The organism is Noviherbaspirillum sedimenti, from assembly GCF_003590835.1.
In the GTDB taxonomy this organism is placed as follows: Bacteria; Pseudomonadota; Gammaproteobacteria; order Burkholderiales; family Burkholderiaceae_D; genus Paucimonas; species Paucimonas sedimenti.
In genome coordinates, this window is the sequence record NZ_QYUQ01000002.1 from 1,301,715 (window position 1) to 1,316,932 (window position 15,218).

A 15,218-nucleotide genomic window follows, 5' to 3' on the forward strand; every position below is an offset into this window, starting at 1 on the left:
CCTTATTCTGTATAAATGGATTCGTCGTTCAATTGGCGGCTGGAGCGCAGCAGCGCGGCGACATCGACGATCAGGGAAACGCCACCGTCGCCCAGGATCGTCGCGCCGGAAATTCCCGCCACCTTGCGGTAATTCGATTCGAGGTTTTTCACCACCACCTGCTGCTGGCCGACCAGTTCGTCGACAAACAGCGCCGCCTTTCTGCCGTCGGACTCGAGGATCACCACGATGCCCTCGGACGGTTCGGTGCAGGCCGAGTCGATGCCAAACATCTGGTACAGCGGAATCAGCGGCAGGTAGTCGCCGCGCACCTTGATGACCCGACCGCTGCCGCTGATTTCCTTGATGTCGAGCGCGCGCGGCTGCAGCGATTCAACCACATACGCCAGCGGCAGGATATAAATTTCCGGACCGACCTTGATCGACATGCCGTCCAGGATCGCCAGGGTCAGTGGCAGCGAGATCGAAATGGTGGTGCCGAAGCCGCGCAGCGAACGTATCTCGACCAGGCCGCCCATCGCTTCGATGTTGCGCTTGACCACGTCCATGCCGACGCCGCGGCCGGAAACATCGGTGACCGTTTCGGCGGTGGAAAAACCGGGCGCGAAGATCATTTGCCAGACTTCCGCGTCCGGCATCGCATCCGACACCGGCAGCCCCTGCTGGCGCGCCTTGTCCAGAATCCTGCTGCGGTTCAGCCCGCCGCCGTCATCGGAGACTTCGATGATGATGTTGCCACCCTGGTGCGCGGCCGACAGCGACAGCCGCCCGGTCTCGCTTTTTCCCGCGGCGGCGCGCACCTCCGGCATCTCGATGCCGTGGTCGATGCTGTTCCTGACCAGGTGGGTCAAGGGGTCGACGATGCGTTCGATCAAGCCCTTGTCCAGTTCGGTCGCCGCGCCATGGGTGACGAACTCGACCTTCTTGCCCAGTTTGCCGGCCAGATCGCGCACCATGCGCGGAAAACGCGAAAACACGTAATCCATCGGCATCATACGGATCGACATCACCGCCTCCTGCAGGTCGCGCGTATTGCGGGTCAGCTGGCTGACGCTATTCAACAGGCGCTCGTGCAGCATCGGATCGAGCGAGTCGACCCGCTGTTCGATCATCGCCTGCGTGATCACCAGTTCGCCGACCAGGTTGATCAGCTGATCGACCTTTTCGATACCGACCCGGATCGAGGTGGAGGCTTCATTGTGCGCGACAGCCGGCTTGTCGGCATCGCGCCTGGGCGCCGGCTTCCTGGCGGCAGCAGTGGTGGCATGCTCGGCGACCGGGTCGGCCTCGACGGCGGCCTTATCCGGCGCATCGCCGTGCTTGCTGGCCCCGGCGGCGGCCGGCTGCGTCCCGCCGTTCGGCACAAACGGCGCGAAGAACCCGTAACCCTGGGCGTTTTCCTGCTCAGTCTGTCCAATCGAGGTTTGCAGCGGTTCAAAAAATCCGTAACCCTGCGCATTCTCCGCTTCCTTCTGCGCGATGGCCGACTGCAAGGGCTCAAAAAAACCGTAACCCTGCGCATCCTCTGCGCTCCGCGCAGGCGCCGGCAGCGGCTCGAAAACGCCATAGCGCTGCGCGTCCTCGACGCTCGCCGCAGCTTCCGTGGTGATTTTCAGCTCGGACGGCTCCATGATGAACGAACAGATCGCCACAATGGATTCGGCGCTGTCCTCGGTATCCAGTACGAATACGCCACGACCGTCCGGCAGCCGCGACTCGCTGATTGTGCCGAGCAGGCCGAGTTCGCCGGCCAGCGCCTTGATGTCACGCTCGGGCAACGCCGGTAATTCGATGCGGTAGCAATGCCTGCCTGCCGCCGCCGCGGGAGCCGCATTCAGGGGCGCGACGGCACCCGGCGGCGCCGGCACTCTGGCGCTGCCCTGCTGCGCCAGCGACTGCAGGGTGGCGCGCATGGCGACGACCTGCTCCTGATCCACCGCGGCGCCATGGCGGTGGCCATCGAGCTGCATCTTGAGGATATCCTTGGCAGCCAGGAAGGCATCGACGTGCTCGCCGGTCAGGGCCATTTCGCCCTTGCGAATGCGGTCGAGCAGGGTTTCCAGGACATGCGTGACTTCGGTCAGGTCGGTGATGCCGAAAGTGCCGGCGCCGCCCTTGATCGAATGGGCGGCGCGAAAAATCGCGTTCAGGTCTTCCGGCTCGGGCTGGGCGACGTCGATGGCCAGGAGCAGCCTTTCCATTTCCGCCAGGAGTTCTTCAGTTTCTTCGAAGAACACCTGAAAGAACTGGCTCATATCAACAGTCATTGTCAGACTCCATAATCACTTGCACTATTGCCGCCACTTTGCGCCGTCACCGTGTGCGTTGCGGCTCAGCCGATGACTTTCTTGACCACCTCGGTCAGGCGCTGCGGATCGAATGGCTTGACCAGCCAGCCGTTGGCGCCCGCCGCGCGGCCCTTCTGTTTCATTTCATCGCTGGCTTCGGTGGTCAGCATCAGGATCGGCACGGCCTGATATGTCGGCAGCGCCCGCAGGGAACGGATCAGGGTCAGGCCGTCCATGCGCGGCATGTTCTGGTCCGTCAGAACCAGGTCGAAAGTCTCCGTCCTGGCCTTTTCCAGGCCATCTTGCCCGTCAACGGCTTCGGTCACCTTGTAGCCGGCGGCCTTCAGGCTGAACACCACCATTTGCCTCAGCGATCCCGAATCGTCCACTGCAAGTATCGTTTTTGCCATCTTTACTCCTGCTCTAGTCATTCCCGGGCATGCGCCCGACGCTTCCTGTGTATACATCCGTACTCAAAACAATTCGATGTCGCCGCTTTCCATATGCGTCTGGTGCACCGGCTTCCACAAAATGTTTTCCAGCTTATGCGCCTGGTTCTCCACCAGCACATTAATGTTGTGCAGCACTTCCGCGAGATCTTCCGCGGAAGCCTCCGCCAGCAGGCCGGCGCTGCCGCCTTCCAGCACATCCAGCACTTCGCGCAAGCCAATCACCCGCCGCACGTTGCGGCCGATCAGTTGCGTGGTCATGTCCTGGAACTGCAAGCCGGTGACAGCCGCATTCACGTGCCTGCCGATGTCTCCCTGCAAGGATCTCAGCCGTTCGGCGCAGTCCTCCGCCGGCTGGCCGCCCGCCAATAGCGCCTCGGCCATTTCCTGCTGCGCGCGCACCGCTTCATGGATTGCCATGAAGCTGGCAGTCAGCTTCTCGATCGCCTCGCCGAGAAGGAAGGTGGTTTGCATCAAATCGGTCTCGACCTCGGTGAGATGCTGGGTGCCATGTTCGGCAACCACCGCCAGCAGACGCTTGACCTGCGGGCCCAATAATTTTTTTCTTGTCATGAAAATACCTTATCACCGGCACCTTCAAATGTACAGGTGGAAAGCCAACCACCTCCCCGCCGCTTAGTCCGCCGACGCATCAGCATCTTCCTTCTGCCCCTGGCCTGCCGCCCCCTCAGCGCCCGACACCTGCACCGCACCGCTTTCCTGCGACGCCGCCAGTTCCGCTTTCTTGTTCATGACGACGATGCTGATGCGGCGGTTGCTGGGGCTGGTCGGGTTTTCCTTGTCAAACAACAGCACCGATGACAAGCCCACCACGCGCAATACCTTGGTCTCATCCATGCCGCCGGCAATCAGTTCGCGGCGCGAAGCATTGGCGCGGTCGGCCGACAATTCCCAGTTGCTGTAGCCCTTTTCCCCCTTTGAATAAGGCGTGGCATCGGTGTGGCCGGACAGGCTGACCTTGTTCGGCACTTCGTTCAGTGCCATGCCGATCTCGTGCAGGATGTCCCTGGTATAGGGTTGCAGCTCCGCCTTGGCCAGCGCGAACATCGGCCGGTTCTGTTCGTCGACGATCTGGATACGCAAGCCTTCGGAGGTAATATCCAGCAGCAGTTGGTTCTTGTATTGGCGCAGGACCGGATTGCTGGCGATGACTTCCTCGATTTTCTTTTTCAGCGACCTGAGCCGCTCGCCCTCGACCTTTTCCAGCAACTCGGTCGCCGCCTTGATGTTATAGGTCTTTTTTTCGCCCGGGGCATCGTTGGCCTTGACCTGTCCATCCTTGCGCGTCAGATCCTTGCCGCCGCCCTGGATGACGTGCGAACTGTCGCCGCTGCCGGAGCCGCCGCCCATGGCCACCCGCAGCGGCGTCTGGAAGTAGTTGGCGATCCCCTGCAGGTCGCCCTTCGAGGTCGAGCCAAGCAGCCACATCAGCAGGAAGAACGCCATCATGGCAGTGACGAAGTCGGCGTAGGCGATCTTCCAGGCGCCGCCATGGTGGCCGCCACCGGATTTCTTGATCCGCTTGACTATGATTGGGCGTGCTTCATCCGCCATATCGATCCCGCTGCTCCTGCTGCATGCCTGTTATTTTGATTTGGAAGCCTTGATGTGTTCTTCCAGCTCGCTGAAGGATGGCCGTTCAGTGGAGAACAGCACCTTCCTGCCGAATTCCACCGCCAACGCCGGCGCATAGCCATTCAGACTGGCCAACAGAGTCACTTTCACGCACTGGTACATCTTGGTGGATTCATGCAGCTTCTGCTCCAGCAAGCTGGCCAGCGGCCCGATGAAACCATAGGCCAGCAGGATGCCGAGGAAGGTGCCGACCAGGGCGCGAGCGATCAGGATACCCAGCTCGGCCGGCGGCAAGCCCACGGATTCCATGGTGTGCACCACCCCCATCACGCATGCCACGATACCCAGCGCAGGCAAGGCATCGCCCAGCTTGGCGATGCAATGCGCCGGCACTTCACCCTCGGCATGGTGCGTTTCGATTTCATTGTCCATCAGGTTTTCGATCTGGAATGCATCCATGTTCCCCGATACCATCAGGCGCAGGTAATCGGACATGAACTCGACAATGTGGTGATCGACCAGGACGCCAGGATACTTGCTGAAAATCGGACTTTCCCCGGGATTTTCGATATCGCCCTCGATCGACATCAGGCCTTCCTTGCGCACCTTGCTCAATATCTCGAACAGCAAGGTCATCAGTTCCATGTACAGCGCCTTGGAATAGCGCGACCCCTTGAACAGGCTGGGCAGCGCCGCCAGGGTAGCCTTGATGGACTTGGCGTTGTTGCCGACCACAAAAGAGCCGATAGCCGCACCACCGATCATCAGCAACTCGATCGGCTGGAACAATGCGGCCAGGTGCCCGCCGGCCAGCATGAAGCCGCCGAAGACCGACAGAATGACGACCACATATCCAATAATGACTAGCAAGCGCGCTACTCCGGTCTAAAAAAATGGGCCCGTGGCCCATGCTCTGCCCATGTGCAGCCAGAATAACAATGGAGCGGACGAGGTAAACGGAAGAACAGAGCCTGAAATTCCACCTTCAATTGCCATATGGCGCAAGCCCTGAAAATATCAAAAAGCCTACAGGAGAAAATGTACCACAGGAAACACCGTAATTGCGTGTCATTCTTGTCGGTAATTATGGGCCTGCGTCATTCCCGCACAAGGAAAATGGCACCGCCTGCGCTTGCATGCGCCAGCCATACAGGACAGGCGCATTGCGGCGTGGCGCCACGACGAGATCCGCCGCACGGCCCGGGATAGCAAATTCATGGCTTAGCAACAGTGTGCCGGGGCGCATTTCGCTGTGGGCTTTTTCCCACAAAGCCGGCATGGCGGCTGGCGACAGATAGGCAAACACCACATCGTAATCGGCAAAATCCAGATCCAGGTAATCGCCACGCATGAAGCGTGCACGGCTGTGCTGCAAGCGCGCACGCAGCCTGCTGACCAGCCATGGCAGCGGCGCCAGTTCAATGCCGGCAATGAGGCTGTCCGGGCGCATCGCGGCCAGATGCAGCACCAGCCCGCCGAAACCGCTGCCGATGTCGATGCAGCGCAGCGGCCGGTGCGGCGGCAACAAGCCGGCCACGGCCTGCCACACTGCCTTGGTCGAGGGGTAATACGGCACCTGGGTGCGAAAGCTGCTCCAGTACAGCAGCAGCAAGAGGATGAATAATCCAAGGAACAGCAACGGCGGCAGCTGCAGGCCATGCATGGCGACCAGGGCCGGCGCAAACAACAGCTGGATCGGCAGCCACCAGGGCGCCAGCCGGCGCCAGGCCGACAACATGGCCGCCAGAGCGCCTTGAATCAGGGCAGCGCCCAGGAGATGGGGGGGGGCGATGCCGCGCAATTCAAGCGCAGCGAGGATGGCGATGGCAGCAAAAAAGGCCACGCACTGATGCAGCAGCGCATGCAATGCCGGCGCCCGCCAGAACTGCCGCACCCTGGCGGATGCAGCACTCATGCCACCAGGCCGCCCTGGCCAGATGATGCCGATGCAGATCCTGCCAAATCGAAATTCAAGCCGCAGCCGCCAGCAGCGCCGTGGCGTTTTTCGCTTTCTTGGTCTTGCCGGCGCGCGAAGGCATGTGGCACAGGCCGCACACATAATGATCATGCAAATCCAGCTGGTGCACCACGAAATGACCGCCGCACTCGCCGCAGCAGGCGGTTTGCAGCATCTTGCTGTCAAAGAAACGCACCAGCGTCCAGGCGCGGGTCAAGGACAACACCGGCTCGTCACCGCCCTGCGGGCCGATCTGCTCAAGGTACAGGCGGTAAGCCTTCATCACAGCCTCGATACCGGAGATGCCGGCATGCTCGAGCAGGTAATTATGGATATTGATATACAGCGATGAATGGATGTTCGGCTGCCAGGTGATGAACCAGTCGGTTGAAAACGGCAGCATGCCCTTGGGCGGCGACACCCCTTTGAGCTCCTTGTACAGCTTCAGCAAGCGTTCGCGCGACAGCGAGGTTTCCGACTCAAGCAGTTGCAGGCGCGCACCGAGATTGATCAGGTCAATCGCCAGGCGGATTTCCTGCGCTTCCGTCACCACACTTTTCTTCGCCATTTCCAGACCTCGTGTAATCGTTTATTTTGAACGCAGCTTTATTATTGATGATCGATCAAGCGATTTCTTCGACAGGCTGGCCGGCCATCAGAATGGCCGCATGCGAATGCGACAGGGCACGATCCTTGTTGTAATTGGTGAGCATGCCGAGGATAGCGCCGTCATCGAAACGAAAGCGTGCCAGCATCATGTTGGTGCCGGCCAGTTTCAGGATCTGCGCATTGTTCAAGCCTTCCAGCAGGTCGGCGATTTCGCGGCTGATGCCCAGGCGGAAGATCGCAGTCGCCTTGTCGGCACGAATCATTTGTTGCGCCAGCATCAGGTAGCTCAGATTGGCGTCGCGGATTTCAGCCATCATGTCGTTCGTATCCATTTTTCCCCCTCCTTGGATGTTACCGGCACGCAATTTGTCGTGTCGGTAATGCATTCTTATCCACAGCTTTCTTTACAGAAATAAGCCAGAGTAGGTTTTTCTTGACGGAAACAAACGAATGCCACCCGTAGGCGTTTGTCTTACAAACGCCGGGCGGCACTTTGATCGCGCAAAACTGGGTTGCGCTGAGAGTGGCTCCAGGCTTGCTTTTGCGAGAGATCGGGGGGAATTCGACCGTCTCGCTTTGCGTGCCCTGCCAACCAGGAAAAGCTGAAAAATGACCGTTATTCTGGTGTTTTATTTCTCAAAAATATGTTCAAAAAGCGCCTCAAAATTCTCTCGAAACAGGTCTTATGTCTCGTTTACGGCATACTTTTTGGAAACTTTAGGGTCTGATGCAAATATTTTTAAAAAGTTCAAAATATTTTTCATTACCCCGTATCTAGATTGATTATCGGCAGGGTTTTGAGGAACTTTAGGGTTTGCCGGAAATTTTTTTTATTATTTTTTAAAAAAATAGCCTGCAAATGCAGGCTATTTTCATTTTGGCAATAATTTACAGCTGGATGGCTTACTTGGCATCGAAAACAGTCACCGCATCCCAGCCATCGCCAGGCGGATTGGCACGGTAATTGGCGATGCGCTGCAGGTAAAGCGGATACAGCAGGTCAAGCGGCTGCGCGGCGGCCAGCTTTTCGATGGCTGACTGCGCCGCGTCCCATTGCTGGGAGCGAAACAGGGCCAGTGCGGCATGCCATGCAGTCACGGCAGCACGAATGGCCTCGTCGGCCGCATCCACCATTCCCAGCGGCTCGAAGATCGGTACCGGCTCATTCTTGCCCTTGACTTGCACCAGGTCGAGCTCGCGGTGCAAGAATTCCGGTGTCGCGCTCCTGGTGCCTTGCCCCACCACGATGCCGGCGCCATAGGTCTTGGTGATGCCCTCCAGGCGCGAGGCCAGGTTGACCGGGTCGCCCATCACGGTATAGGCGCGCCGCACCGCCGAGCCCATGTCGCCGACCCGCACCTCGCCGGTATTGAGACCAATGCCGATCCTCAGCGGCGGCCAGCCGCGGGCGATGAATTCCTGGTTGAGCTTGCCGGCGCTTGCCTGCATCTGCAGCGCGGTTTTCACCGCCAGCGCGGCATGGTTCGGCAACGCAATGGGCGCGCCCCAGAAAGCCATGACGGCGTCGCCGATATACTTGTCGAGGGTGCCACGGTTGCCGCGGATGTCTTCCGACATCGCCGTCAGGTAGATATTGACGTATTCCCGCAGCGCGTTCGGCTCCAGGCCTTCCGAAATGGTTGTGAAACCGCGCACATCCGAGAACATGATGGTCAGTTCGCGCAAATCGCCTGCCATGCTATAGCTTTGCGGGTCCTTTGCCATTTCCGCCACCAGCTCGGGGGCGACGTATTCGCCGAACAGGTTAACGATGGCGCGGCCCTTGCGGTACTCGAACAGGTAGCCCCAGGCCACATTGAAGATGAACAAGCCAAGGATCAGCAGCAAGGCGGTCGCCACCGGCAGCACGTAATGATATGCCTGGTACATCCATGAATTGAACGAAATCGCCGCCGCCACAGCCGCCAGCGCAATCAGGATTGACCATAGCGGCGACAACGTCGACAGCGCAACAGTCAGCACCAGGCCCAGCAGCAGCACCTGCACCAGGTCGATGCCGATGCCGAAATCCGGCCGCTTCTTGAAGTCATTGTCGAGGATCGAGGCGACCAGGTTGGCATGCACCTCCACCCCGGGATAATCTGCCTTGACCGGGGTGGCGCGCAGGTCGTTCAGGCCAGGAGCGGTCGTCCCGACCAGCACGATGCGGTCCGCCAGCGCCTCCGGCGCGACCCGGCCCTTCAGGACGTCGGCTGCCGAGACATAGTGGAAGGCGCCGCCTTGCGGGCCGCCCGGACCACGGTACTGGATCCTGGCGGTCAGGTTATGCTCCACCGGGATCACCGTGGCAAATGGCTGGCTGTCGAGTTTCAGCGCGGCCAGTACGCCGTACTGCCGCAATTCCTCCGCGGAATTGACGACATCGGCTTGCAGCAGAACTGGCTGCACCCGTGCCGCGCCCAGTGCAACCCGGGCGGTCGCCAGCGCCAGCGATTCATAATAGGCGTCGCCCACCCGCATCATCAGCGGCGTCGCACGCAACAAGCCGTCGGCATCAAAATCGGTATTGAAGTAGCCGCCAGCCCTGGCCGCCTGCTGCAGTTCGGCCAGGTTGCCTTCATAGGCCCGCGCGGAAAGCGCATCGACCGCATAGCCGCCCAGGTCTGTCAAGGTAAAGCCTGGCGCCGGCAGCATACCCTTCTTCAGGGTATCGGATAGGAAATAACCAAGCACCACCGGGCGGTCACGCAGCGCCCGCGCCAGCCGGGCATCGTAATCCAGCGCAGGCTTGAGTTGCCGCAGGCGCTCGCCCAGTTGCGGCACGCCGCGCAACTCGTCCTGCGCCAGCGCGGCCAGGGTGGCATAGCCAGACGTGTTGTCTGGCTCGGAAAAAGTGACGTCGAAACCGAGCGCCTTGATCCTGTATTTATCGAACAACTGATCGACCATGCGGGCCATGACTTCGCGGCTCCATGGCCAGCGCCCCACTTCCGCCAGGCTGCGCTCGTCTATGCTGACGATGGCGATACGCGGATCGAACACCGGCGGCGTCAGTTTCAGGCGGGTGTCATACACCGCCTGGTCAATCTGGTCGATACGCCCGGCCACGGTGGCCGGCAGGTAGCCGAGCACCTGCGCCAACGCCGCCAGCGTCAACGCCAGGCCGATCGTCCAGCGCAAGCCGAATCTGGATAAAAAACGCCGCATGCCTCTGCCCCCTGTTGAACCGGACCCGCCCCTCAGGGGACGTAACCGGGAATGGCGCCGACATCGACGGCATCGATCTGCGCCGGATCCATGAACTTGCGGGCATATTCGAGATATACCTGCCTGCGCACGAAGACGTCAAACAGGTCCGGATCGATGTGATTGCGCTGGCAAAAGCCGCCGAGGATCTGCAGCGACTCCGACAGGGTCTTGCCCTTCTTGTAGGGCCGGTCTTTGGCGGTCAGCGCCTCGAAGATGTCGGCGATGGCCATCATGCGCGCCTGCAGCGACATCTGCTCGCGCGTCAGTCCCTTCGGATAACCCTTGCCATCCATGCGTTCATGGTGGCCGCCGGCGTATTCCGGCACGTTTTCCAGGTGGCGCGGCCACGGCAGCGATTCCAGCATGCGGATGGTGACGGCGATGTGGTTGTTGATGATCTCGCGCTCGGCGTCATTGAGAGTGCCGGCGCGGATCTTCAGATTCTCCTCTTCTTCGGCGTCCAGCAAGGGCCGCTCGACGCCATCCGGACCGCGCCAGCGATAAGCGGCGATCCGTGCCACCCGCTCCTGGTCTTCCGGTCGCATGAATTCGCCGCCAATATTGGCGCGCCGCAGGAAGTCGCGATCGGCATCCAGGCTTGCGGTTTGCGCGCGCAGGCGGGCTTCGATGGCGGCGCCATCGCCCCCATCGCCCCGCTCGCGCCCTTCAAGCAGGGCGCACTTCGCTTCCAGCGCGCGGATGTGCGCATCGCGCTTCAGCACCTCGAAGCGGGTATCGACCGTCGCAATGCGGTCATACAGGGTTTGCAGCTTGGTGGCCTTTTCCACCACATGCACGGGCGTGGTGATCTTGCCGCAATCGTGCAAAAGGCCCGCCAGCCACAACTCGCGGCGGTCGCGCTCGCTCATGGCAAAACCGGCCAGCGGCCCCGAATCGGTGGCGTGCGCCGCCTCGGCCAGCATCATGGTCAGCTCCGGCACATGTTCGCAATGCCGGCCGGTATGCGGGGATTTCTCGTCGATGCCGATATTGATCAGCTTGACGAAGGATTCGAACAGGGTTTCCAGCCGTTCGATCAAATGCCGGTTGGTGATCGCCATCGCCGCCTGCGACGCCAGCGCCTCGATGAAACGCCGGTCGGTATCGCTGAACGGCTGCGTCGCGCCGCTTTGCGGGTGCCTGGCGTTGATCAGTTGCAGCACGCCGATCAGCTCGCCCTCGTGGTCCGTCATCGGCACCGTCAGCAGCGACTGCGAATGGTACCGGTATTTGTCGTCGAACTGCCGCATCCCGGAAAAATTGAACAAACCGGTGTCATAGACGTTCGCAATGTTGACCGATGTGCTGGTATGGGCGGCATACGCCGCCACGGCGGCCATGTTCGGTTTGCCATCCGCATCCCGCAGCGGAATGCCGGGGATATTGACCGGCTGGCCGGAAGCGCCGCCGAGGTTCATCTTCAGGGTGTCATTGATGGCGATGCTGAAGCACAGGCTGCCATGGTCCGCGCTGGTGCGGTACAGGGTGCCGCCATCGGCATGCGTCATGCTTTTGGCGGCGCGCAGGATCCGCTCCAGCAAATGCCCGATATCGCGGCTGCTGCTCAGCGCCACGCTCAGCTCGGTCAATTGCTCCAGGCGCAGCGACACTTCGGAAGGATGCAGGGAATTCATGCGAAAAAAACCTCAATTAACGGGACTGCGACTGGCGAAACAAAAACACTAGTATTCAAATACGTCGCCGCAGCGTACGGCCCGGAATGGCCGGCCGCCCTCCTGCATCAGTTCGCGCATGATCAGTTCTTCCTGGCCGGGCTTCAAGTGATAGATCAGGAATTCGATCGACTGCGGCACGGCGCGGATTTCCTCGCTCAGCGTATGTGGACAAAAATGCAGCGACATCTCGGCCAGGGCGCGATCGGCATTGGTGAAGGAACAATCGACGATGACTTGCCGCAGCAGCGGTTCAGCCGCCAGTTTTTCCCACAAGGCGGGCGTCGAACCCATGTCGCCGGTAAACAGGAAACCGCCGCTGGCTGCACGCATCCAGTATGCCGACGAACCCACTGTATGGTTGACTGCAAATGGCGTGATCAGGCGCCCGTCCAGCGCCAGCGTGACGTCGTGCTCGATCGCCTGCCAGCGCATCACCGGGGCGTTTTCGTTCGGGATGGTGCTGAAATCCGGCCACAATACCCAGTTGAACAAGTGCTTTTTCAAGGCATCGATCACCTTTTGTGTGGCATACACGGTAATGCCGCCGGCTTTGTTAACCTGCGCCGCATCGACCAGCAAGGCCAGCCCGGCAACGTGGTCGAGATGGCTGTGCGTAATGAAGACGTGGCGGATCTGCGCCAGTTCGTCGAGCGACAGGCTGGCGACGCCGGTGCCGGCATCCAGCAGGATGTCGCAATCCACCATCAGGGAAGTCGTCAGCCTTTCACGTCCGCCGATTCCCCCGGCGCAGCCGAGTACGCGCATTTTCATCGAATCGTCCCGTTATTTTTGTTGCAAATATGCCAATCAACGCTATCTGCTGCGAACAGTCTCGCACGCCGGAAAGATAACATATTGTAATTAGGAAATGTTGTGAACCAAGTCGTCCATCTCACTTTTACGCCAGGCTGCCCACCTAGCCATGAACAGCCACCTTTTACCGCCGGCACCGTGACGTTTCGGTGCCATTAGTGATTATTATTTACCATCAGAATTGATCCATGGCATGATACATTTTCACGCCTCGGCTTCCCGCTGCCCACCCATGACAATCACGATATGAGCGCTGCACTGAATCCTCAAAGCCCCCCTGCCATGGCAGCCAATGCGGATAGCCGCCTGCAGTTTTTCCAGAAGCTGCAAGCCGTCACCAACAAGATCCACGCCACTGGCAACCTGGAGCAGATCATGCTCGATCTGCCCAAGGATATCTGCGACCTGTTCGACTGCGACCGCATCACCATCTATGCCGTCAGCAACGACAAATCCTTCATTGTCTCCAAGGTCAAGACCGGGCTGCATTCCTTTTCCGACCTCGAGTTGCCGATTTCGCCGCAGAGCATGGCCGGCTATGCCGCCCATTTCAAACGCACCGTTCGCGTCAACGATGTTTATGACGAAGCCGAGTTGAAGTCGCACAATCCGCCGCTCGCGTTCCTGCGCGAAGTCGACCGCCGCACCGGCTACCGCACCAGGCAAATGCTGATTGCGCCGCTGATGGATGCGCAAAATGCCGAGCTGCTGGGCGTGATCCAGCTGATCAACAACCGTTCGGACGGGCCATTTACCGAAGTCGCCGAGGAAGGCGTCAAGGAATTGTGCGCCACCCTGGCGATTGCGTTCAACCAGCGCCTGAAACCTTCACCACTGGTACGCTCGAAATATGATTCACTGGTTGCCGATGCGATCCTGTCGGTGCCGGAATTCGAACTGGCGACGCGCTCGGCGCGCCGCAAGAATGTCGATATCGAGGAAGTCCTGGTCAGCGAATTCCAGATCAAGCTGGCAACGGTGGGCGAGGCATTGGCCAAGTTCTATGGCGTGCCCTATGCAGCGCACAAGGCCGAACGGGTCAAGCCGCTGGATCTGCTGAAAAACCTGAAACGCGACTTTGTCGAACAAAACCTGTGGCTGCCGCTGGAAGAATCGCCGGAAGGCATCGTGATCTTCTCGACCGATCCGGAGCGCATCAGGAACAGCCGCATCCTCGCCAATATCTTTCCGAAGTCGCGGTTTGTCTTCCGCGTCACCACCCGACATGATTTCCGCCAGACGCTCGACCTGTATTATGGCGTCCAGGAAGACACCACATCGGTCGGCGACCTGCTGTCGGACATGGAAGACGGCGATGAAGACAGCGGCGAGGCTGCCGAAGCCGAACTGTCAGCCGCCGCCGACAACGAACTGGTCAAGCTGGTCAACAAGGTCATCATCGATGCTTACCGCCAGGGCGCCTCCGACATCCATATCGAGCCGCGCCCCGGCAAGGAAAAAACCCATATCCGCTTCCGCAAGGATGGCTCGCTCGAGCCCTACATCGAAATCCCCGCCAGCTATCGTGCCGCCATCGCCGCGCGCATCAAGATCATGTGCGATCTCGATATTTCCGAGCGTCGCAAGCCGCAGGACGGCAAGATCAAGTTCAAGAAATTCGGCCCGCTCGACATCGAACTGCGCGTGGCCACCATCCCCTCGGCCGGCGGCGTGGAAGACATCGTCATGCGGATTCTCGCCGCCGGCGAACCGATCCCGCTGGAGAAACTCGGCGTATTGCCGCACAACCTGGCGCGCCTGAAAGACACCGTCGGCAAACCCTACGGCCTGTTCTTCGTGTGCGGCCCGACCGGCTCGGGCAAGACCACCACCCTGCACTCGGTGCTGAACTTCCTGAACACGCCCGACACCAAGATCTGGACCGCCGAAGACCCGGTGGAAATCACCCAGAAAGGCTTGCGCCAGGTCCAGGTCAACCGCAAGTCCGGCCTCGACTTCGCCACCGCCATGCGCGCCTTCCTGCGCGCCGACCCGGACATCATCATGGTCGGCGAGATGCGCGACAAGGAAACCGTGGCCATGGGCATCGAAGCCTCGCTGACCGGCCACCTGGTGTTTTCCACGCTGCACACCAACAGCGCGCCGGAATCGATCGTGCGCCTGCTCGACATGGGCATGGACCCGTTCAATTTCGCCGATGCCCTGCTTGGCATTCTGGCGCAGCGCCTGGCCAAGCGCCTGTGCGGCAAGTGCAAGATCGCCTACACGCCGACGCCGCAGGAAGTGCAGCAGTTATTGCAGGAATATTGCGCCGAATTGCTGAACACGGAAATCTTCAAGAAGGATGCGGATGCTGCCCGGGCCGCCGTGCTGGCCAACTGGAAAAAGCACTACGCCAACGACCAGGGACAGTTCACGCTCTACAAGGCGGTCGGCTGCGACGCCTGCAGCGGCGGCTACAAGGGCCGCGTGGGCCTGCATGAACTGATGACAGGCAGCGACAAGATCAAGAAACTGCTGCAGGAACATGCGCGGGTGGCGCAACTGCTGGCAGCAGCGCTGGAAGACGGCATGCTGACCCTGAAGATGGACGGCATCGAGAAGATCCTCTCGGGCATTACCGACATCAAGCAGGTGCGCGCCGTCTGCATCAAGTAAA

At 60.2% G+C, this 15,218-nt stretch carries 12 protein-coding genes; 1 reads left to right on the forward strand and 11 read right to left on the reverse strand.

Annotated elements, in window-relative coordinates:
• Positions 1-2 precede the first annotated feature (2 nt).
• From cheA to D3878_RS06145, 11 genes are all read right to left on the reverse strand, one after another.
• Positions 3-2,267: a chemotaxis protein CheA gene (gene cheA / locus D3878_RS06095; protein ID WP_119784657.1), complete on the reverse strand. Its 2,265-nt coding sequence runs from the start codon at positions 2,265-2,267 to the stop codon at positions 3-5.
• A gap of 65 nt (positions 2,268-2,332) precedes the next feature.
• Positions 2,333-2,698, reverse strand: coding sequence for a response regulator (locus D3878_RS06100; RefSeq protein WP_119784658.1), 366 nt, complete (start codon positions 2,696-2,698; stop codon positions 2,333-2,335).
• A 63-nt stretch (positions 2,699-2,761) separates the two neighbouring features.
• Entirely contained in the window at positions 2,762-3,310 is a 549-nt protein-coding gene (locus tag D3878_RS06105; RefSeq protein WP_119784659.1) for a chemotaxis protein, read from the reverse strand.
• 63 nt (positions 3,311-3,373) lie between these two features.
• Complete coding sequence (gene motB, locus D3878_RS06110; RefSeq protein WP_119784660.1) at positions 3,374-4,312, reverse strand: flagellar motor protein MotB; 939 nt, start codon at positions 4,310-4,312, stop codon at positions 3,374-3,376.
• 30 nt (positions 4,313-4,342) lie between these two features.
• The gene (gene motA / locus D3878_RS06115; protein WP_119784661.1) at positions 4,343-5,203 is read right to left on the reverse strand and encodes a flagellar motor stator protein MotA; all 861 of its coding nucleotides are present in this window, start codon (positions 5,201-5,203) and stop codon (positions 4,343-4,345) included.
• A 214-nt stretch (positions 5,204-5,417) separates the two neighbouring features.
• Positions 5,418-6,248 carry a class I SAM-dependent methyltransferase gene (locus tag D3878_RS06120; RefSeq protein WP_119784662.1) on the reverse strand — a complete coding sequence of 277 codons (831 nt, stop codon included), beginning with the start codon at positions 6,246-6,248 and terminating at the stop codon, positions 5,418-5,420.
• A 55-nt stretch (positions 6,249-6,303) separates the two neighbouring features.
• A complete protein-coding gene (gene flhC / locus D3878_RS06125; protein ID WP_119784663.1) occupies positions 6,304-6,858 on the reverse strand; it encodes a flagellar transcriptional regulator FlhC in 555 nt (184 codons plus the stop codon).
• Positions 6,859-6,913: 55 nt separating this feature from the next.
• The gene (gene flhD, locus D3878_RS06130) at positions 6,914-7,231 is read right to left on the reverse strand and encodes a flagellar transcriptional regulator FlhD (RefSeq protein ID WP_119784664.1); all 318 of its coding nucleotides are present in this window, start codon (positions 7,229-7,231) and stop codon (positions 6,914-6,916) included.
• Positions 7,232-7,802: 571 nt separating this feature from the next.
• The gene (locus tag D3878_RS06135) at positions 7,803-10,067 is read right to left on the reverse strand and encodes a CHASE2 domain-containing protein (protein WP_119784665.1); all 2,265 of its coding nucleotides are present in this window, start codon (positions 10,065-10,067) and stop codon (positions 7,803-7,805) included.
• A gap of 32 nt (positions 10,068-10,099) precedes the next feature.
• A complete protein-coding gene (locus D3878_RS06140) occupies positions 10,100-11,743 on the reverse strand; it encodes a GAF and HD-GYP domain-containing protein (protein WP_119784666.1) in 1,644 nt (547 codons plus the stop codon).
• Positions 11,744-11,791: 48 nt separating this feature from the next.
• Positions 11,792-12,556, reverse strand: coding sequence for a 3',5'-cyclic-nucleotide phosphodiesterase (locus D3878_RS06145; protein WP_119784667.1), 765 nt, complete (start codon positions 12,554-12,556; stop codon positions 11,792-11,794).
• Positions 12,557-12,844: 288 nt separating this feature from the next.
• On the opposite strand from D3878_RS06145, the gene D3878_RS06150 reads away from it, so the two are divergent.
• The gene (locus D3878_RS06150; protein WP_119784668.1) at positions 12,845-15,217 is read left to right on the forward strand and encodes a GspE/PulE family protein; all 2,373 of its coding nucleotides are present in this window, start codon (positions 12,845-12,847) and stop codon (positions 15,215-15,217) included.
• Position 15,218: the final 1 nt, after the last annotated feature.

Coding starts and splice junctions, on each gene's coding strand:
- D3878_RS06100 (WP_119784658.1), bottom strand. CDS start 2,698: ATGGCAAAAACGATACTTGCAGTGGACGATTCGGGATCGCTGAGGCAA.
- D3878_RS06135 (WP_119784665.1), bottom strand. CDS start 10,067: ATGCGGCGTTTTTTATCCAGATTCGGCTTGCGCTGGACGATCGGCCTG.
- flhD (WP_119784664.1), bottom strand. CDS start 7,231: ATGGATACGAACGACATGATGGCTGAAATCCGCGACGCCAATCTGAGC.
- flhC (WP_119784663.1), bottom strand. CDS start 6,858: ATGGCGAAGAAAAGTGTGGTGACGGAAGCGCAGGAAATCCGCCTGGCG.
- D3878_RS06140 (WP_119784666.1), bottom strand. CDS start 11,743: ATGAATTCCCTGCATCCTTCCGAAGTGTCGCTGCGCCTGGAGCAATTG.
- D3878_RS06105 (WP_119784659.1), bottom strand. CDS start 3,310: ATGACAAGAAAAAAATTATTGGGCCCGCAGGTCAAGCGTCTGCTGGCG.
- cheA (WP_119784657.1), bottom strand. CDS start 2,267: ATGACTGTTGATATGAGCCAGTTCTTTCAGGTGTTCTTCGAAGAAACT.
- D3878_RS06120 (WP_119784662.1), bottom strand. CDS start 6,248: ATGAGTGCTGCATCCGCCAGGGTGCGGCAGTTCTGGCGGGCGCCGGCA.
- D3878_RS06150 (WP_119784668.1), top strand. CDS start 12,845: ATGAGCGCTGCACTGAATCCTCAAAGCCCCCCTGCCATGGCAGCCAAT.
- D3878_RS06145 (WP_119784667.1), bottom strand. CDS start 12,556: ATGAAAATGCGCGTACTCGGCTGCGCCGGGGGAATCGGCGGACGTGAA.
- motB (WP_119784660.1), bottom strand. CDS start 4,312: ATGGCGGATGAAGCACGCCCAATCATAGTCAAGCGGATCAAGAAATCC.